This is a genomic window from Peribacillus sp. FSL M8-0224 (assembly GCF_038003055.1).
Lineage (GTDB): Bacteria > Bacillota > Bacilli > Bacillales > DSM-1321 > Peribacillus > Peribacillus frigoritolerans.
Map to the genome: position 1 here is coordinate 3,069,218 of NZ_JBBOOJ010000001.1, position 18,671 is coordinate 3,087,888.

Here is an 18,671-nt window from a genome sequence, read left to right on the forward strand (position 1 = left end):
TAAAAAGGCCGCTCAAAAGCGCGGCCTTTTTTGGAAAATGTTTATTCCATGATCTCTTTATAGATCAATGTAGGTTTTTCTATTTTCTCTTTGGAAATCGCAATGCTTTCATACAATTTTTCTTTTACCTTTGAAACATCTTCGAAATTGCTGTAAATCGTCACAAGTGATTCACCTTTTGCCACGGTTTCCCCAATTTTTTTACGAAGTACCAGACCGACTGCCAAATCAATCTCTGATTCTTTTGTCGCCCGCCCGGCGCCTAACAGCATGGCTGCCGTTCCTACTTCATCAGCGATGATTTCCGATACATATCCGTCCTCTTTCGCTTCCAGCTCGAAAGTATGAGCAGCCTGCGGTAGTTTTTCCGGCTGATCTACAACCGAACCATCGCCTCCCTGCGCTTCCAGGAAAATCTTGAATGAGTTAAGTGCAGAACCATCCTTGATCGCATTTTCCAGCAAGGTTCTTGCTTCTTCCAGCGAGCTTGCCTTTTTGGCAAGGTATACCATATGGCTTCCCAGTGTTAAAGAAAGTTCCGTTAAATCTTCCGGTCCCTCCCCTTTAAGCGTATCTATTGCTTCCTTCACTTCTAAAGCATTTCCGATAGCGTAACCCAACGGTTGGCTCATATCGGAAATGACAGCCATCGTGTTTCGTCCCACATTGTTTCCGATGCTAACCATTGCATGCGCCAATTCTTCGGAATCTTCGAGAGTTTTCATGAAAGCGCCCGCTCCCGTTTTAACATCAAGTACGATTGCATCAGCACCAGCGGCGATTTTCTTACTCATGATCGAGCCAGCAATCAAACCGATACTGTTAACGGTACCTGTAACATCGCGCAATGCATATAACTTTTTGTCGGCCGGAGTCAGGTTACCGCTTTGTCCAATGACAGCTATCTTATTTTTATTGACAAGTCGGATGAACTCGTCATTTTCTATTTCGACATGAAATCCTTTTACAGACTCCAACTTATCGATCGTCCCGCCTGTATGGCCAAGACCGCGTCCTGACATCTTTGCCACTGGAACACCAACAGCAGCAACCAATGGTCCAAGCACTAGAGTTGTGGTATCGCCCACACCGCCTGTTGAATGTTTATCGACTTTAATTCCTTCAATCATCGATAAATCAATTTGATCTCCCGATTCGACCATTGCCATGGTTAGATCAGCACGTTCCTGCTCATTCATGCCTTTAAAATAAACAGCCATTGACCAAGCGCTCATTTGGTAATCCGGAATCGATCCATCGGTAAACCCATTGATGATGAACTGTATTTCTTCTGTAGTAAGAGCCTTTCCATCACGCTTTTTCTCGATTAAATCTACCATTCTCATATTAGAATCCCCACTTTTTAAAGACACCGATTTTCTTTAGGTGTACTTGTATTTTTTTTGGTTCGTTTTATATGTCTTTAACGATTTGCTTAACAAATTCAAGAAAACTGCTTTTCACTTTTTCAGTCGTTTCAATTACCTCTTCATGTGACAAAGGCTGATCCAGAATGCCCGCGGCCATATTGGTAAGGCATGAGATTCCGAGCACCTTCATTCCGCTATGCCTTGCTACGATAACTTCCGGGACTGTCGACATACCAACTGCATCCCCGCCAAGGATCCTTGCCATTTTCACTTCTGCCGGTGTCTCATAGGTCGGTCCTGTATTACCGATATAGACACCTTCTTTAATATCCAATCCTAGTGAAGCTGCTATTTTTTTTGCTTGCGTCCGAAGGTCTTTATTATAAGCTTCCGACATATCAGGGAATCTAGGGCCGAAACGCTCTTCATTAGGACCAATCAATGGGTTTGCCCCCATTAAATTAATATGATCCGTAATGAGCATCAAGTCACCTGGTTGATAGCTTTCATTAACGCTTCCGGCAGCATTCGTTACGATTAACTGTTCAACACCAAGAAGTTTCATTACACGGACAGGGAAAGTGACCTTTTCCATGGAGTAACCCTCATAAAAGTGGAAACGTCCTTGCATCGCGACAACTTTTTTGCCACTTAATTGTCCAATGACAAGCTGTCCAGCGTGTCCTTCAACAGTCGATACCGGGAATTCCGGGATTTCGTGGTAAGGAATCGTTATCGGATTTTCAATTTCATCCGCCAATACTCCAAGTCCGGAACCAAGAATCAGTCCTATCTCCGGAGAGCCTTCAATTTTACTTTTTATGAATGACGCAGCAGTCTCTATTTTATTAAACATCTATTTATTCTCCCCTAAATTTAGATCGCCCAATATATTTTTTCCGAAGGCAGGCATTTTCACATCAAAATTAGCAGCGACCGTCGCCCCAATATCAGCAAATGTATCTCTTATCGGGAGTTCGGCACCTTCTGTAAATCTTTTGGAATAGACTAACAATGGTACATATTCACGTGTGTGATCAGTTCCTTCATGGACCGGATCATTCCCGTGATCGGCAGTGATGATCAATAAATCATCCTCTTTCAGTTTATCAAGGACTTCAGGCATCCGAGCATCGAATTCTTCCAATGCCTTTCCGTATCCCTCTGGGTCGCGGCGGTGACCGTATAAAGCATCGAAGTCGACTAGATTAAGGAAACTTAACCCTTTGAAATCCTGTTCTACCGTTTGGATTAATTTATCCATTCCATCCATATTGGATACGGTCCTTAATGATTCAGTTACACCTTCCCCATCAAAGATATCCGAGATCTTCCCGATTGCAAGGACATCATATCCAGAATCTTTCAATTCATCCATTACTGTCCGGTCAAACGGTTTCAATGCATAATCATGACGGTTAGGCGTTCTTTTGAAGTTGCCTGGTTCACCAGTGAACGGTCTGGCAATAACGCGTCCAACCTTGAACTCATCAGCCATTGTCACTTCACGGGCAATTTCACAAATCTTGTATAATTCATCTATCGGGACGATATCTTCATGTGCAGCAATCTGTAATACGGAATCAGCTGATGTATATACAATCAGCGCACCCGTTTTCATATGTTCCTCGCCAAGCCTCTCAATGATTTCCGTACCGCTTGCCGGGACATTCCCAATAATTCCCCGACCCATTTTCGCCTCGAGTTCATTGACTAATAATTCCGGGAAACCATCTGGAAATACACGGAATGGAGTCGATATATTCAACCCCATGATTTCCCAATGTCCAGTCATCGTATCTTTCCCTGTAGAGGCTTCCTTCATTTTCGTATAGTATGCGAGAGGTTGCTGAGCTTTTTCAATTCCCTTGATTTCACGGATATTGCCTAAACCCAATTTTGCGAGAGTCGGCATGTTCAATCCATTCATTTTTTCTGCGATATGGCCGAGTGTATCCGCACCTTTATCGCCGAATAAATCTGCATCAGGTGCTTCGCCAATCCCAACTGAATCCATAACTATTACAAATATTCGTTTAAATGCTGAATTCCCTTTCATGAGTCATTCCTCCTAAAATAGTAAATCACTTTTTATACTCTCTATAATACCCTTATTCTGCACAGTTACTCTTCATTTAAATGAAATCGCAAGAACGTCAGAAGTCTGACCTCTCTACATTGTAAACGATTACCATGATGGAGACAAATAATATATTTCGGAATGAAACAAAGTGCCATAAGATGTGCGTTAGAATCATCAGCATCCCTTATAGCCGTCTTGCCGACACAGAAAAAAGGCTGCTCCTTCAACTGCCTTGCAGTTTAAATTCACAACCTTTCTATCATTCTATTAATCCTTTAAGCTCGCGGATGGAATTTTGAATAGACATCCTTGATCCGTACGTTCGTAATATGTGTATAAATTTGAGTTGTCGAAATATCCGCATGACCAAGCATTTCTTGGACGGCACGTAAATCAGCCCCATTCATCAATAGATGTGTCGCGAAAGAATGTCTCAGTGTATGCGGTGTAATTTCTTTTTCAATTTGTGCCGATTTTACAAGTTTTTTTAGAATCTTCCAAAATCCCTGCCTTGTCAGCCTGTTTCCATGATGATTCAAAAAAAGTGAATCTGTCCTGTGCTTGGGGCTGGCCATTTTCCCTCGGGAACTTTCCAAATATTGTTCAATCGCACCCAATGCAGTTTGTCCAATCGGAATGATCCTCTCTTTATTTCCTTTCCCTACACAACGGACAAAACCCATCGATGCATGGACATCACTCACATCCATGGATATCAACTCACTGACACGCATACCCGTCGCATACATCAGTTCGAGCATTGCCTTATCGCGTAATCCGAATTCATCCATTTTCTTCGGGGCTTCCAATAGTGCTTCAACCTCTTCCATGCTTAATACCTTTGGAAGGCTTCGTTCCGGTTTTGGCGTTTCTATATGTATGGACGGATCCTGATTTGTTACTCTTTCCCTTAGAAGAAATTGATGAAAAGAACGAATGGAAGCTATATGACGCGCCACCGTCTTCGATGATTTCCCTTGATCCTTTAACTGCACGAGAAAATGCAGGATGTTCACCCGCCGCGAATCATTCCAATCTTCAATGGTTTCAACATCTTTCAGAAAGCTCCAATATGATCTTAAGTCACGCTCATACGAGACGAGCGTATTCTTGGCAAGTCCTTTTTCAATGGTTAAAAAATGAATGAAATCCCTAATTTGATTCTCCATATTCATTACTCCCCGTTTAAATAAAACAACATTAGGCGTTCAAGCCATGCATCATCACCCGTATCAACAGCCTTCGATACTTTTACAGCCATGCCTTTCGGTTCATCATAACGATGATAACTTTGATATTCCTGATTTAACCATACCATTCCTATATAAAAAAGAACAGTGAAGCTAACAAAGAGAATCATCACTTTAGCCGTGTGCAAAATAAGCGATAATGATGTTTTCATCCTTTCCCCTCCCATTCGACCCTTTGTATCAATCTATGCCCAACAGGACAAGTTTTATACGTGTTTCGGAAAGGAGAAAACAAAAACAGCTCTTACTTGAGAAAACCAGCTATTAAAATGCAGAAAACCTTCTCCATTAAATGGAAAAGGTCCGACTTCACTCACCTTAATTTTCTTCTTTGTCATGACATCGATGACAAATGCCATGAAAGGTTAATCTATGGTCTTTTATCTTGAAGTTCCAGTCGCGTTCCACAATGTCTTCTACGTCTTCAAGTAGGTCTTCCTGGATCTCATCTACCGCACCACATTCCACACAAACAAGATGATGATGGAAATGCGCAGCTCCTTCTTGTCTTAAATCATAACGGGAAACCCCGTCTCCAAAGTTAATTTTATCTACTATTTTCAATTCAGTCAGCAACTCTAGCGTACGGTAAACTGTTGCCAATCCAATTTCCGGCGACTTTTCTTTGACAAGGAGGTAAACGTCTTCTGCGCTTAAATGATCCTCTTCATGCTCAAGTAAAACGCGGACGGTCGCTTCTCGCTGAGGCGTTAATTTGTAGCTGGACGAGTGTAACTGCTTTTTTATCCTATCAATTCTGTTTTCTATTTCCATACCTAATATTCCCTCCCGCGCCGCTATCTTATCCATTATATCAAAAGAGGGAAAACTGTCAAAATAGATTTCTTGTTAATGATAAAAAAATTTGCGGGAACGGTATATTTCCATCAATGACCCAATAAACTTACGACATTTTTCATTAAAGAAGGGGATAGGTACGCTTCAAATACAGCAGCCGTAATCAAGAATAACCCCGACAAAACCAATGAGAAAATATACCGTGAAATTATCGGCTTCAGCGGTTCACGAACCTGCTTAAGGAAAATCCGGCTGATCATTTTCATGGATAGTGAAACGGCAAGGACGGTTATTACGATGAATATCGGGACGATGAATATATTTTGGGGCAGAATAGCGACAAACGATAATAAGAACCCGCTCCATCCCATTTGATTGACTAAAAAGCCGACCGTGAATCCAACGACCATCCCTTTTATAAATAACAAAACCAGGATGACAGGCAAACCGATGACCGATATTCCGAGAATCCAGATGACCCCGATATATTTTATATTATGCATAATACTTTGGCTGAACATATCATGCGAAGATGCAAATTCACCTTTGGATACTTGTCCGAAAAATTGCGATAAATAATAGAACAAGTCTTCCTTTTGGGTAAAGCTCAAACTATTCACCAATATTGCCCCAAAAATGACACCCATCAAAAAAAGCACAGTGATAAAGACATATAATGAGGAATGTTCGTTAATATGTTTCATTACGGCATTTTGTACGACAGATTTTTTTTTCATCTTTCATCCTCCCAACTCCGCTTACTAGAATCTATGTTTTCACTCTTTCATTTATGCTAAGAAAACTTTCCCCTTCAGCCGAACACATTGAACCCAATTTATGTTATAATTTTCCATATCAATGAGATGGAGGCAGGATATGAAAGCTATATTAATGGATTTTCCCGAAAAAATTGAAACACCTCGATTATATCTAAGACCTTGTCAGCCTGGCGATGGCCCGGACCTTTACGAAGCCATTGTCCATTCTAAACCTGAATTGAAACAGTGGCTGCCGTTTGCCCATCAAGATGTTTCATTGGAAACTTCTGAACAGAACGTCCTTAAGGCCTTTGCGGACTTTATTTTAAAAGAGGATATAAGACTCCATATTTATAGGAAAGAAGACGATCAATTCATCGGTTCCACTGGTCTGCACCGAATCAACTGGGATATTCCTAAATTCGAAATTGGCTATTGGATTGATACGAGATTCAGTAAACTGGGCTACATAACGGAGACAGTGGAAAAGTTAACTAAATTCGCCTTTTACCATTACGGTGCAAAACGGGTCGAAATCCGCTGTGATCCTAATAATATTGCCAGCAAACGGATTCCCGAGAAGCTGGGATTCACCCTTGAAGGAATTTTGCGTAATGACTGCCTTAGTGCAGATGGCATGGAAGTGCGGGACACCTCCATTTATGCAAAAACAACAAATTAAAAAAGTCCTGACAGATCTCATCTGTCAGGACTTTTTTCAGGATAATTCCTTTTTGACCTTTCCGTACTTTCCTCCGCCCCCCACTTCAAAAGAAAGCGTCCCTTTTCTGGCAGAATCGATGTAGACCGCCAATTTTTCAGGAACGATTTCCATTAGCTGTTCAAGCGTAACTTCATGAAGGATATTCATCTCTGTTCCAAATGCCACCAGCAGTTTTTCCATGGATTTAGGTCCGAGTCCCGGGATGAAGTCGAGTGGCACTTGATGGATATACGGCGGCCTTTCCTTTCCGTCTCTTCTGTCCATCCCGGAAACGGAGAGTTCTTCAATCCTGGCCGATACCCCTTTAATAATGGATTTATTACCACACTCAGGACATTGTTCACTATCCCTCAATACCTGATGTAAACACCCTGAACATACGGTTTGGTGATACTTTCCCAATAAGGGGTTCAATCCATAATTAACGGTCACCTTACGATCCCCTGTTTCTTTAAGGGCTTTTGCCAGCTCATTGAAACTTGGTTCTTCAAGCAGGACTTTTTGATATTCACGAGCGATTTTCCCAAGCGAATGCGCATCGGAATTTGTTACGAATACATAGGAGTCCAACTCCTCGATATCCTTGACCATTTCTGTATCTGAACTTAAACCAAGCTCGATGGCATCAATTAGCTCCGGATCGAATACTTCAGTCAGACTTGATCGCACCCCTTTTCCATATAAGCTTTTAAATGGGGTGAAAACATGTGCCGGGATAAACAGGCCGCCCAGTGACTTCACGGTTTTTTGCAGCGTTCTTCCATCACAATAAATCCTTTGGGAGCTTAAGGTGATATTTTTAACATGTCCGCTCATCCATGAGGAGAATTCCTTCATCGCTTTTAAAGTGGGAAAATAGGCGAGGACATGGATCGGTCCATTACAATTATGATCATAAATTTCAATCTCCGAGCCCGGAATGATGGTTGTATTCTTATATTGAAGTCCGCCTTCAGTCTTTTCCGTGATTTCGCCATCAAGAATCCCCGCTTCGATCTCTTCGATAATTTCAGGAGAATGACAATCGATTATCCCGATTAGATCAAGGCCCTTCCTTTCACTTGCCACTTGCAGCACATTGCTGAAGGTTAACGTTTTAGCACCTGTTATTTTCACGGCCCTTCCGCTTCTCGTTCTGCCTATATGGATATGCAGGTCAGCGTAAAACTCTTTCATTTATGATGTCATCGCCTTTTTCAACTGCAGATACTGAACTGCATATGCCGTTTTGGCATCCTGGATCTTCCCTTCATCCATGTAAGTTTGAGCTTCCTCCAGCGTGAGTTCAAGCATTTCGACAAATTCATCTTCATCCAGCGGTGCCGCATTTTCTTTCTTTTTCAAATTGTGGGCCACATACAGGTGGACCAATTCATCGGCGAAACCTGGGGATGTATAGAAGGATATGATGTGCTCCATTTTTTCACATTCATAACCTGTCTCCTCTTCCAGCTCCCGTTTAGCCGACAGAACCGGTTCTTCGCCTTTTTCAAGCTTCCCTGCAGGAATTTCCACCAAGCTTCTCTCCAGCGCTTTACGGTACTGTTCAACCATGATGATTTTATTTTCTGACGTGAGAGCTATGACGGCAACCGCTCCCGGATGCTTGATTATTTCACGTTTACCCGTTTTCCCATCAGGAAGCTCTACATCATCCACTTGCAGGCTGATTACTTTTCCTGTGAAGATTTTTTTCGAAGACAGCGTTTTTTCTTCAAATTTTTTCATCGTGACCACTCCTCTGTTCTAATTGCAGCATGATTCCTCATACATTTTACCATAATAGAGATGGAGGGCGATTTAATGAAAGTTTACGTATTGGAAAAAAGCGTTACTTTATCCGGAAAGAGCTGGGAAATCCTTCAAAAACTAAAGCAATTACAAAATCAATATGTCTATGTCAATGATTGGATTGCCGACATTCACGATCAGGTGCCACCCACTCCTTTAAAACGGATCAAGTGAATTCTTTGAGTGAAATGGATTTCTCCTTTACAATGAATGTAAAGGGAGTGGATAACATGAAAAAACGCAGACTAGGAAATTCTGACTTGCTAGTTTCTGAAATCGGGCTTGGATGCATGTCATTGGGGACTGTTGAAAATCAGGCATCCGAAATCATACAGGCCGCTTTAGATGAAGGAATCAATTATTTTGATACGGCCGATTTATATGATTTCGGTATGAATGAAGAAATCGTCGGAAAGAATTTAAAATCGGTCCGCGATAAGGTATACATAGCCACCAAGGTCGGAAACCGCTGGAATGAAAATAAAGATTCCTGGAGCTGGGACCCATCCGGCGCTCATATTAAAACGGCAGTAAAAGATAGCTTAAAGCGATTGGGGACTGATTATATTGATCTTTATCAGTTACATGGCGGCACCATTTCAGACAATATCGAAGAAACGGTAGAAGCATTTGAAGATTTGAAAAAAGAAGGCTATATCCGATATTATGGAATTTCCTCGATTCGTCCGAATGTCATCAAGGAATTCACTGAAAAGTCTGAGCTTGATTCCGTGATGATGCAGTTTAATCTGCTCGACCGCCGCCCAGAAGAGTGGCTGTCCCTTTTGGCCAACAAACAAATCAGCATGATCGCCCGTGGCCCCCTTGCCAAAGGGCTGCTCAGTGAAAAAATGCTTGAAAAGGCAAATGAGGATGGATACCTTGACTATAGCTATCACGAACTTAAAGATTTGCTTCCGCAAATAAAGGACAAACTTTCCGATAGGAAGTTGAATGAAACGGCACTTCAATATGTATTGTCCCATCAAAGCGTAGCTACCGTTGTTCCAGGCGCAAGCTCAGTACAGCAGCTTCGTGATAATTGCCAAGCTGCCAACAGCCCTTCACTGTCCACCACCGAGTTGGATATCCTGAAGCGGTTGACCAAAGTGAACAAATATGAAAGTCACCGGAATTAAAAAAGAAATGTCAGGACAAACCTTTAGGCTGCTCTATCTCCGTTTAACCAACGGGATAGTCAGCCTTTTTCCGTTCCATCTTTTTTTCGCCTTCTTTACCAACTTCAAGTTTCCAATCATTCTAATTTAACGGTTTTAAACTTTTCATTGGACATCCCAAAATTAATATTGTACAATTCAGTTGTGCACAATTAAAATAAAAAGATAAGGGAGAAAAAATGATGACAAAAACATTATTTACAACCTCTGTAACAGTCGATGGCGGAAGAGAAGGAACGGCAATTTCTGCTGACGGCAATTTCACAGTTGATATTGCGATGCCTGGAACACCAAGGGCTAAACAGATGCCTGAAGCATCTAATCCGGAACAGCTTTTTGCAGCTGGATATGCTGCATGTTTTGATAGCGCTTTGCAATCAGTTGGTAAAATCGAACGCGTTTCTTTCGATTCAAAAGTTACCGCAAGCGTCAGTCTATTGATGGGTGAGATGCATCAGTACAGCTTGGCTGTAACTTTGGCTGTGAAGGGATCCGGGGTCGACAAGGAAACTTTCGAAACCCTTGTTCATAAAGCGCATCAAATGTGTCCTTATTCAAAAGCAATCAATGGCAATGTGGATGTCGCCTTTGAAATAGATGTAGACTAAATCCAATCAATAAAAAGACGCTTGGGGTTCCCAAGCGTCTTTTCTTCGCTAAAATTCCTGTAATGTTTTCAATAGTTGGAGCAGCGAAGCTTTTAAATCCTCAACCACCTTCTTATCCCCACCCGACATTGCCGAAATGCGATCGGGAATGAAACAGGCATCTTCCTGTAAACCAAGTCCCTTTTCCGTCAACTTAATCATGACAGACCGTTCATCTTCAGTGGAACGTTCACGGACAATCAAGCCATTCTGCTCCATTCGTTTCAACATGGGGGTAAGCGTTCCTGAGTCGAGGGCAAGGAGCTCCCCAAGTTTTTTTACTGTAAGTGTATCCTGTTCCCATAATAGAAGCAGAACAAGATATTGAGGATATGTCACTTCAAGTTTATCAAGCAGCGGTTTATATTTCTTCGTCATTTCCCGCGAACTTGCATAAAGCAGGAAACATAATTGGTCTTCCAGTACTTTTTCTATTTTATTTTGCATCCTATCACCAGCTAATAGTAGTCCATCCGATATGAAAGCATATCGAACTTATCTTTAATATAATCGTTATACTTTATAAAATAAAGGAATATCAGCAAGGAATAAATCTTCCTGAACAGAAAAAGGGAGCCAGCCCTTTTAAAATTTTAACTGCTCCCTGTTTTTATTTATAGTTCTTCCAGTTCAAATTGCTTTCACCCAATAGTTCTTCGAATGATTTATTCTTCTCCCGCCGCTTTCTTTCTTCACGTTTTTTTTCTTCTTCCGCTTCCCTTTTCTCTTGTTCAGCCTCATTAAGTTCTTTTTGCTTTTGACGAAGCTGGGACATGATATCTTGATTGATCATATCACCGAGTTTCAATGAAGATGAATCTTTATCTTGGTTTTTGCTTTGATTTTGTTTTCGCGGCTGTTTCTTTTTCATCCTTAAAACCTCCTGGCCATTTATGAAATTATTATATCACGACTGCCGTTTTCCTCATCATGGTTTTCAGACAGTGTTTTCCCATTTCCCTCATGGTAAAATAAAGAAAATCAATCGAGGAGGTCCTTTCATGAAGAAATGGTGGTTTACACTGGCTGGAATCCTAGCGTATATCATCGGCGTCGGCCTTTATTTTTCCAATCGGATCATGTACATGAAAAAGAAGGAAGATGATTTTATCCAGAATCGTGAAATCATGGCTAAACGCCTGATCACGGAGGATTTTGATAATCTGCCTAAATCGGAAATTTGGGTATCGTCACCATCCGGATATTCCTTGAAATGCTTGTTTATCGAACCGCATGACACCAAAAAGTGGGTGGTCATTTCTCATGGTGTGACGGAGAACAAAGTCAATTCGATTAAGTACATGAACATTTTTCTTAAGCGGGGCTTCAATGCGATCATTTATGACCACCGCCGGCATGGGGATTCCGGTGGCAAGACGAGCAGTTATGGACATTATGAAAAATTCGACCTGAAGGCCGTAATCGATGAATTGAAAAGACGCAAAGGGCCCGACCTTCATATTGGCATTCATGGAGAATCCATGGGGGCCGTAACCCTGCTTTTATATGCCGGAATGCTTGAAGATGGTGCTGATTTTTACATTGCCGACTGTCCATTTTCAAACTTCGAGGATCAGATCAAACACCAGCTCAAGCATGAAGTCCCAGTTCCTTCTTGGACCGTATTTCCGCTCGGGCGTACGTTCATCAAACTCCGTGACGGATATTGGACCAATGAAGTGTCCCCAATCGATTATATGAAAAATATCCGAAAACCCGTGCTCTTCATCCATAGTGAAAATGACAGTTTCATTCCCGCTTCCATGACAGCGGAATTATATGCAGCAAAAGAGGGCCCAAAACAGCTGTACATCGCTAAAAAAGGGGCCCACGCTCAATCTTATAATGAAAATCCAAAAGAATATGAAGATCAAATCGATCAGTTTCTAAAACTTGTCTGAGAAGAAAAGAGAGGGTATCCACGATCCCCTCTTTTGCTTTTAGTTAGATTTTATTAAAAAAGCTCATCCTCGGATTTAAGATTTGATTCGGACTTTTTAATTGAAAGCTGTTCGCTTCCGCAACAAAGTCTATTTTCATGACTTCATCAAGAAAAATCATTTTTGATTTCTCCACATATAGCGGAATTCCGTTTGTTTCCACTTTTTCGGTACCTTCTTCAGGTTCGTTGACCCACCATAGCGCCGTCACACCACTTACCACGCAGCCGCAGCCATCAGTATCATATTTCAACTGTAAATATCCTTCTTGTCCCTGTACCTTACCGGCTATTTTCTCAGCCGCTGTTTCCGTCCATTCAATATACATGATTGCTGCCTCCCGATGTCTTTGCATTCCCCCATTATAAACGATAAAAACGTTTCTGTTAACGAAACTGCCTGCTTCCTTATGCAAGATCTGCCCTCACGGAAATCACTTTCCTCATGGACCGTTCTAACAAATGCCGATTCTCTTATATCACGTCAGTCCTTTCATCACGATGCCGTTTCGAAAATGAAAGGCTGTCCCTTGGGGAACAGCCCTTCCACTCATCATTCCATTATCCTTACATCCGCTATATCGGAAAGCCTGATATAGTGAGCCTGCTCAAACCGGTCAACGATATGGAGCTTTTGGGTGAGCTCATTATAATAATGGATCCTGCCGATTAACAGCTGATACCGGTTTCCTTCATAATGAGCAATCGTGACATCCTTTCTTTCCTCCATCGCTTCCCCCATTACCGCATTCATTTCTTCCAGTTGCTGCTCATCCAGGATGCGCTTCGTTTCATAGCCATCCTCCACCACCCAATCCCGGAGCATCTTCACATGTTCCGGCAACATCATCGATGTCCATTTGATACGGCCGCGATCACGAATCATTCTTTTCCCTCCTTTCAAAGTCAGCCTTACGCCTTATGCCCACCAAGCAGCTTGCTTCGGTATACGGCTGTACCTGCTTCTGTATACGAAACGGCACGCAATAACGATTTGGCTCCATATTTGTGGCGGATTCGATCAACCGTGTAACTCAATTCCCGCTTCTTCCAGCGCGAAGCATCAAATAAAGTCAGCTGCATCTCATTATCATCCACAATATTCGAGAGTCTGACCTCTATGCTTCGAACCGTTTTTTGCTTATAGTTCTCATGGAAAAGCTCCAGACAAACTTTATATAACTCCATCGTGATGTTGGTCGGTTCATTAATCGAACGCGAACGATGGAAACCTCCGCCAAACTCATCCTTGCTGTAACCAATGCCTAGGCTCACCGTTCTTCCTGCCTTACGATGGGTGCGTGCCCTTCTTCCAACTTCTTCGCAAATTTCCAGCATGACCTGCTTTACCTCATGCTCATCCTTATAATCCCGCAGCAGGATTTGACTTTTGCCGAAGCTGACCTGCCCTTCGATGATCGCTGCCCCCATATCGGATAAATCTATTCCCCAGGCATGGTGGTAAAGCTGATTGCCCATAATTCCAAACTTCGCTTCAAGTAATTCAAGATCATAATTGGCAAGCTGCCCAACCGTAAATATACCCATTCCATGAAGGGTTTTTTCTACGCGCCTGCCGATCCCCCACATTTCACGAAGCGGGGAAATCGGCCAAAGTTTGCTTGGCACATCCTCATACTTCCATTCTGCAATCCCCTGATGTTTGGCTTCCAAATCAAGGCAAAGTTTTGCCATGAGCATGTTCGGTCCAATTCCAATGGCACAGGGGAGCTGTAATTCCCGTTCAATTTCATCTTTTATCTTTTCAGCTATCATGCGGGCATCTCCCCATAAAGAAGCGGCACCATCGACTTTCACAAAACTTTCGTCCACACTATATACGTGAATCGCTTCTTTTGGCACATAACGGTTGAACAAGCGGGTGATTTCCGTCGAAACCCTTAAATAAGTCGCCATTTTAGGTTCAACGACGACAATCCTCGGGTCATTCGGGATCTCAAACATCCGCGAACCTGTCTTGATGCCAAATTCCTTCTTCATCTTTGGAGAAGCCGCGAGCACAATGCTCCCTGTCCTCTTCAAATCACCAACCACCGCCAGATAACAATCAAGCGGGTCCAGACCAAGCATGACCGCTGAACAGCTTGCATAAAAACTTTTCATATCGATACACATAATTGATTGTTTCGGCATCGTCCCATAATCCATCATTTCTTCACCCTAACAAGAATATACGTTCGCTTTATTATATTCATAACTTTAACCGAATATACGTTCTTATTCAATGGAAGTTTTCATACAAATTTCTACTTTTTATTGTAATTTCCTTGAAAAATATAATAGATACTAAAAATGGATAAAATACCAAATTTAAACTTAGCATCCAGATTGTTTTTTTGAAAAAGATTAATTGGTAGCTTGAATAATTTTAAGTAGGTCCATATGCTTAGTCTTTTAAAATCCCCCCACCCTTTTCAACAGGCTTTCGTCTACTTGGAATCCAGTCTTAATGCTCATTTTTTTGTAATGAAAATGTAACCAAAATTATGTCTATTTGTCATAATGGTATTGTAGGATAATATTGTTAAGAAATAATAGAGAGATAGATAGAGAGGAAATGAAAATTATGAAGAAATGGATCGCTTCAGCTGCTGTTGCATCTGCCATGATGCTAACCCCACTGCAAGCCTTTGCCAATATTGGAGACCAAACCCTCAGACCCGGAATGACACATAGTGATGTCAAACAACTACAACAACTATTAAAAACCAAAGGTTATTTCACATATTCAGGTTCACTGACTACATATTACGGCACCTATTCTGTATCTGCAGTAAAAAAATTCCAAAAAGCCAAAGGGTTGACTGCCGACGGAATTGCCGGCCGTAACACATTTAATGCGCTTGGTGTTTATAATGTCAATAATACTAGCTTGATCAGCTATGCAAAAACCTTAATAGGCAAACCCTACAAATGGGGCGGAACAACACCAACTGGATTTGACTGCTCAGGCTTCGTCTATTACGTATTCCAGAAATCTCAAGGAATTACCTTACCGCGTACAACATCCTTGCTCTATTCCAATACGGGTTTAAAAGTATCTTCACCAGCTAAGGGTGATCTTGTATTCTTTGATACTTCTTCTGGAAGAACAGGAGTATCCCATGTTGGGATCTATATCGGAAATGGTCAATTCATTAGTGCTACGTCTTCCAAAGGAATAACCATTACGGATATGGATAATTCTTATTGGAAACCAAAATATTTAGGTGCGAAAACTTTATAAAATCCAGGACAAACAGCCGGACGGAATTCAAAGTGATTCAGTCCGGTTGTTTTATTTTATATATAATATTTCATCCGTTACATCCTCAACTGTCACAATGAATGAAGAATCCAAGTTGGAACGATTCATCATTTCGATATTATAAACATGCTCTGAAGGTAAATGGGCGACTTCGAGAACCATGAATCGCTGACTTTCCGCTTTGCTGACATGATCGAGAGCAGCAATGACCGCCCTTTGTTCGGCCAAGCTGTTTTCATCCGTCAAAACAAGAATCAATTCCGCTTCCGCTTTCCCAGGAAATGATTTCTTCACCCCGCCCCGGTGCCATGGTTTCACTTTCATCCCTATTTCCAGTTCGGAATAATCGAGGTCATTACCATGTTGATCTTGAATATATGTATCATTAGTCACCTTATAGTACGTCCCTTTAATCAAAATCCTTTTATCGTCAAGATCCGTAATGAAACCTTCTTCCCCTTTATCAATGGATTCATCCATGTTCCAATCAGGGGATTGACAGCTGCCCAGAATAAGGGCGACGAATAAATATATATAAAGGTTTACAATCATCTTCATGAAAATCCCTCCTAATAGAAATAGACGGACTCCCCATGAAATAGTTACCCATTCAAATGATAACTTCGGTTAAATCAAAAGGGGAATGTCATCGACATTCCCCTTTACCTATTATTGGACCATTTTTCGTCTGGTATCGAAAGACTAGCCTACTTTTTGAAAAATGCTTTTTTTCCTAATGTTTCGGTGACCTTCGGAAACATGTTATACCATTTCCCAGCTAAATTCATCCAGCCAGGGAGATTGATTTCCCTCTTGTTGGTCAGCATCGCCGCTACGATTTTAGCAGCGACATCTCCAGGCTTAAGCATGAATTTTTCAACGTTCTTTAAGTATGTACCTGATTCATCCGCAATGTTAAAGAAATTCGTTTCTATAGGGCCAGGATTGACGGTGGTCACAAAAACATGATCTTCCATCAGTTCGAGCCGAAGTGCGTTTGAATAGCCAAGAACTGCGAACTTGGTAGAAGAGTACAATGTTGATTTAGGAGTGGCGATTTTACCGGCCTGTGAAGCGATATTGATGATATGCCCCGATTTCCTCTGCTTCATATACGGCAGAACCAGCTTTGTGCAGGCCATTAAGCCAATGACGTTGACAGCAAACATTGCTTTCGTTTCATTTAATTCCGTATCCTGCGCTTCTTTAAACGTGCCGAAACCAGCATTGTTGACCAACACATCCACTTCACCTATTTGCTCATGGATGTCATTAAAAACATTTGTCACCTGATCCGTGTCTGCAACGTCAAGCTTATAGGCATATGCATCAATCCCATATTGGGTGATCAGTTCATTCTTCAGCAGCAGTAATTTATCCATGCTTCTGGCCAAGAGGACGAGACGGCCTCCCTGTTTTGCACTTTGAATGGCAACTTCCTTGCCAATCCCTCCGGAAGCACCGGTAATAACAATAACTTTACCTTGTAACTTATTCAAAAAAAGCGGCCTCCTTGCGAACATTAAGCGATTGAATACAGAATGACCCCTGATTGGATTTCTGTTTGGACTTCACCCAAGTCTTCTAAATAGTCCAGCTGACCGACCGTTTCCGAAAGTGTCAGGCCCACTTCCTGAAGGTATACTTTCGGAAACAGCTGCTGACACACTTCAAAGACAGATAAAGGCTTATCTTGAAGCATGCTTTTCACCTGCATGGCACGGTTATGCTGCCGCTCGAATCTATATTGAATCAAGTCTGCAACTGCATCTCCTGCCACTTCAGATCCATGTCCTGAGTAAACAGTGGATATGGGGAAATCCAATAATTTTTGAAGTGATGCATTATATTGCAGTAACGGACGAGGCCTCATGCCTCCAGGGAGTAAAGGTGGTTCCATTAATGGGTTAGGCGAAATCTTGGCAAGCAAGTGATCGCCTGCGATCATGATCCCGTCACTTTCCCGGTAAAAAGATAAATGGCTTTGCGCATGCCCTGGAGTCTCGATCACTTTCCAGCCTGGAAGACCAGGGAGCTCATCCCCCTCAGCCAAATATCCATGCAGTTTCCGTTCACTAAGGAAACGGATTTCGTCGCGGTTATGGATCAGTTTATTTTTCAGTTCTTCTGCCACTCCGAACTTTTTGGCATAATCAAGGAAAAAACGATTATGGGTTTCAAGAAACTCATCACTGATAGTAAGCCAGCGCTGATTATTTTTGTGTCCATAAACCGGGATATCCTTTTCAAAGAAATCGAGTGCACCAGCATGATCGGGATGATGATGGGTTAAAATGATTTGTTCGATATCAGTCAGTTTCAGACCCAAATCCCCAAGACCGTTAGTCAAGGCTTCCTTTGAACGTTTTGTTTTCACGCCGGTATCGATTAATGTTAAAGCATCCCCTTTAACGACATAAACATTCACATCACCCACTGCAAACGGCGTGGGCAAAGCAATTTTCGCAATATCTCCATTCCAATTCGCCATAATCTTTTCCACCTTAGAAAATTATATTTATATAAATCTTTTTATACGCTAACCAGGATTCTAAGTATAGTTATCATGTATAATTACCATTTTACATGTATTTTAAATTACTGTCATTATTTTCACATAATTCATGTCTATTTTTTATCGTCCATGCATATATTATCATTGACAGAGTACTGATATATCCTTCATAATCACAAGTAATTAAAGACGGCATGGCTTTGATTAAGGCCAAGTAAATTATTGATGGCGTAAAGAGAGTGAAGCTCGGAATGTGCTGAAAGGCTTCATCGCCCCCTCATTATTGAACCTACCTTATGAGCCTTCAGGAAAACCTGACGTAATTCCCGCGTTAGAGGAATCAAGTGCAG

23 protein-coding genes are annotated in these 18,671 nt (G+C 41.7%); 6 read left to right on the top strand and 17 right to left on the bottom strand.

The genetic code is table 11. The features are described 5' to 3' along the window. Window positions 1-41 precede the first annotated feature (41 nt). The 7 genes from MKX49_RS14640 to spoIIM form a co-directional block, all read right to left on the bottom strand. Complete coding sequence (locus tag MKX49_RS14640; RefSeq protein ID WP_048680161.1) at window positions 42-1,346, bottom strand: pyrimidine-nucleoside phosphorylase; 1,305 nt, start codon at window positions 1,344-1,346, stop codon at window positions 42-44. A gap of 67 nt (window positions 1,347-1,413) precedes the next feature. Next, on the bottom strand, window positions 1,414-2,226 hold the full coding sequence (locus MKX49_RS14645; protein WP_048680164.1) for a purine-nucleoside phosphorylase: 813 nt from the start codon (window positions 2,224-2,226) through the stop codon (window positions 1,414-1,416). Next, window positions 2,227-3,429, bottom strand: a complete 1,203-nt coding sequence (deoB, locus tag MKX49_RS14650; RefSeq protein WP_048680166.1) for a phosphopentomutase — start codon at window positions 3,427-3,429, stop codon at window positions 2,227-2,229. Window positions 3,430-3,728: 299 nt separating this feature from the next. Then, entirely contained in the window at window positions 3,729-4,622 is an 894-nt protein-coding gene (xerD, locus tag MKX49_RS14655; RefSeq protein ID WP_340876876.1) for a site-specific tyrosine recombinase XerD, read from the bottom strand. Between the two features lie 5 nt (window positions 4,623-4,627). After that, complete coding sequence (locus MKX49_RS14660; RefSeq protein WP_034308153.1) at window positions 4,628-4,855, bottom strand: YqzK family protein; 228 nt, start codon at window positions 4,853-4,855, stop codon at window positions 4,628-4,630. Between the two features lie 166 nt (window positions 4,856-5,021). After that, window positions 5,022-5,471 (bottom strand): ferric iron uptake transcriptional regulator, encoded by a 450-nt coding sequence (gene fur, locus MKX49_RS14665; protein ID WP_034311309.1) that lies wholly within the window; start codon window positions 5,469-5,471, stop codon window positions 5,022-5,024. Between the two features lie 119 nt (window positions 5,472-5,590). Next, on the bottom strand, window positions 5,591-6,238 hold the full coding sequence (gene spoIIM, locus MKX49_RS14670; protein WP_048680177.1) for a stage II sporulation protein M: 648 nt from the start codon (window positions 6,236-6,238) through the stop codon (window positions 5,591-5,593). Between the two features lie 139 nt (window positions 6,239-6,377). On the opposite strand from spoIIM, the gene MKX49_RS14675 reads away from it, so the two are divergent. Further along, window positions 6,378-6,941: a GNAT family N-acetyltransferase gene (locus MKX49_RS14675; protein WP_048680179.1), complete on the top strand. Its 564-nt coding sequence runs from the start codon at window positions 6,378-6,380 to the stop codon at window positions 6,939-6,941. Between the two features lie 36 nt (window positions 6,942-6,977). Here the strand turns inward: MKX49_RS14675 and MKX49_RS14680 are convergent, their stop codons facing one another. After that, window positions 6,978-8,159, bottom strand: coding sequence for an endonuclease Q family protein (locus MKX49_RS14680; protein WP_340876877.1), 1,182 nt, complete (start codon window positions 8,157-8,159; stop codon window positions 6,978-6,980). Beyond that, a complete protein-coding gene (locus MKX49_RS14685; protein WP_048680183.1) occupies window positions 8,160-8,711 on the bottom strand; it encodes an NUDIX hydrolase in 552 nt (183 codons plus the stop codon). Window positions 8,712-8,786: 75 nt separating this feature from the next. On the opposite strand from MKX49_RS14685, the gene mciZ reads away from it, so the two are divergent. From mciZ to MKX49_RS14700, 3 genes are all read left to right on the top strand, one after another. Further along, window positions 8,787-8,948 (top strand): Z-ring formation inhibitor MciZ, encoded by a 162-nt coding sequence (mciZ, locus tag MKX49_RS14690; RefSeq protein WP_072273199.1) that lies wholly within the window; start codon window positions 8,787-8,789, stop codon window positions 8,946-8,948. Window positions 8,949-9,004: 56 nt separating this feature from the next. Continuing rightward, entirely contained in the window at window positions 9,005-9,913 is a 909-nt protein-coding gene (locus tag MKX49_RS14695) for an aldo/keto reductase (RefSeq protein ID WP_048680187.1), read from the top strand. A gap of 221 nt (window positions 9,914-10,134) precedes the next feature. Next, window positions 10,135-10,560 (top strand): Ohr family peroxiredoxin, encoded by a 426-nt coding sequence (locus MKX49_RS14700; protein ID WP_053535641.1) that lies wholly within the window; start codon window positions 10,135-10,137, stop codon window positions 10,558-10,560. A 48-nt stretch (window positions 10,561-10,608) separates the two neighbouring features. Here the strand turns inward: MKX49_RS14700 and MKX49_RS14705 are convergent, their stop codons facing one another. Together MKX49_RS14705 and MKX49_RS14710 are read right to left on the bottom strand one after the other, a co-directional pair. Beyond that, entirely contained in the window at window positions 10,609-11,046 is a 438-nt protein-coding gene (locus MKX49_RS14705) for a MarR family winged helix-turn-helix transcriptional regulator (protein ID WP_323597769.1), read from the bottom strand. A gap of 163 nt (window positions 11,047-11,209) precedes the next feature. Then, the gene (locus MKX49_RS14710) at window positions 11,210-11,470 is read right to left on the bottom strand and encodes a YqkE family protein (RefSeq protein ID WP_048680192.1); all 261 of its coding nucleotides are present in this window, start codon (window positions 11,468-11,470) and stop codon (window positions 11,210-11,212) included. A gap of 130 nt (window positions 11,471-11,600) precedes the next feature. Between MKX49_RS14710 and MKX49_RS14715 the strand changes: the two genes are divergently transcribed. Continuing rightward, complete coding sequence (locus MKX49_RS14715) at window positions 11,601-12,500, top strand: alpha/beta hydrolase (protein WP_340876879.1); 900 nt, start codon at window positions 11,601-11,603, stop codon at window positions 12,498-12,500. Window positions 12,501-12,543: 43 nt separating this feature from the next. On the opposite strand, the gene MKX49_RS14720 is transcribed toward MKX49_RS14715, so the two are convergent. The 3 genes from MKX49_RS14720 to MKX49_RS14730 all read right to left on the bottom strand — a co-directional run bounded on the left by MKX49_RS14720 (window position 12,544) and on the right by MKX49_RS14730 (window position 14,710). Then, window positions 12,544-12,867 carry an iron-sulfur cluster biosynthesis family protein gene (locus MKX49_RS14720; RefSeq protein ID WP_048680197.1) on the bottom strand — a complete coding sequence of 108 codons (324 nt, stop codon included), beginning with the start codon at window positions 12,865-12,867 and terminating at the stop codon, window positions 12,544-12,546. A 224-nt stretch (window positions 12,868-13,091) separates the two neighbouring features. Beyond that, window positions 13,092-13,424 (bottom strand): YolD-like family protein, encoded by a 333-nt coding sequence (locus MKX49_RS14725; RefSeq protein WP_054400243.1) that lies wholly within the window; start codon window positions 13,422-13,424, stop codon window positions 13,092-13,094. 26 nt (window positions 13,425-13,450) lie between these two features. Then, the gene (locus MKX49_RS14730) at window positions 13,451-14,710 is read right to left on the bottom strand and encodes a Y-family DNA polymerase (protein WP_048680204.1); all 1,260 of its coding nucleotides are present in this window, start codon (window positions 14,708-14,710) and stop codon (window positions 13,451-13,453) included. Window positions 14,711-15,125: 415 nt separating this feature from the next. Between MKX49_RS14730 and MKX49_RS14735 the strand changes: the two genes are divergently transcribed. Further along, complete coding sequence (locus MKX49_RS14735) at window positions 15,126-15,785, top strand: C40 family peptidase (RefSeq protein ID WP_034308187.1); 660 nt, start codon at window positions 15,126-15,128, stop codon at window positions 15,783-15,785. Window positions 15,786-15,836: 51 nt separating this feature from the next. Here MKX49_RS14735 and MKX49_RS14740 read toward each other — a convergent pair whose 3' ends face one another. The 3 genes from MKX49_RS14740 to MKX49_RS14750 form a co-directional block, all read right to left on the bottom strand. Continuing rightward, complete coding sequence (locus tag MKX49_RS14740; protein ID WP_340876881.1) at window positions 15,837-16,364, bottom strand: hypothetical protein; 528 nt, start codon at window positions 16,362-16,364, stop codon at window positions 15,837-15,839. Window positions 16,365-16,513: 149 nt separating this feature from the next. Next, window positions 16,514-17,305 carry an SDR family NAD(P)-dependent oxidoreductase gene (locus MKX49_RS14745; protein WP_323597773.1) on the bottom strand — a complete coding sequence of 264 codons (792 nt, stop codon included), beginning with the start codon at window positions 17,303-17,305 and terminating at the stop codon, window positions 16,514-16,516. A 23-nt stretch (window positions 17,306-17,328) separates the two neighbouring features. Then, the gene (locus tag MKX49_RS14750) at window positions 17,329-18,297 is read right to left on the bottom strand and encodes an MBL fold metallo-hydrolase (protein WP_048680215.1); all 969 of its coding nucleotides are present in this window, start codon (window positions 18,295-18,297) and stop codon (window positions 17,329-17,331) included. Window positions 18,298-18,671: the final 374 nt, after the last annotated feature.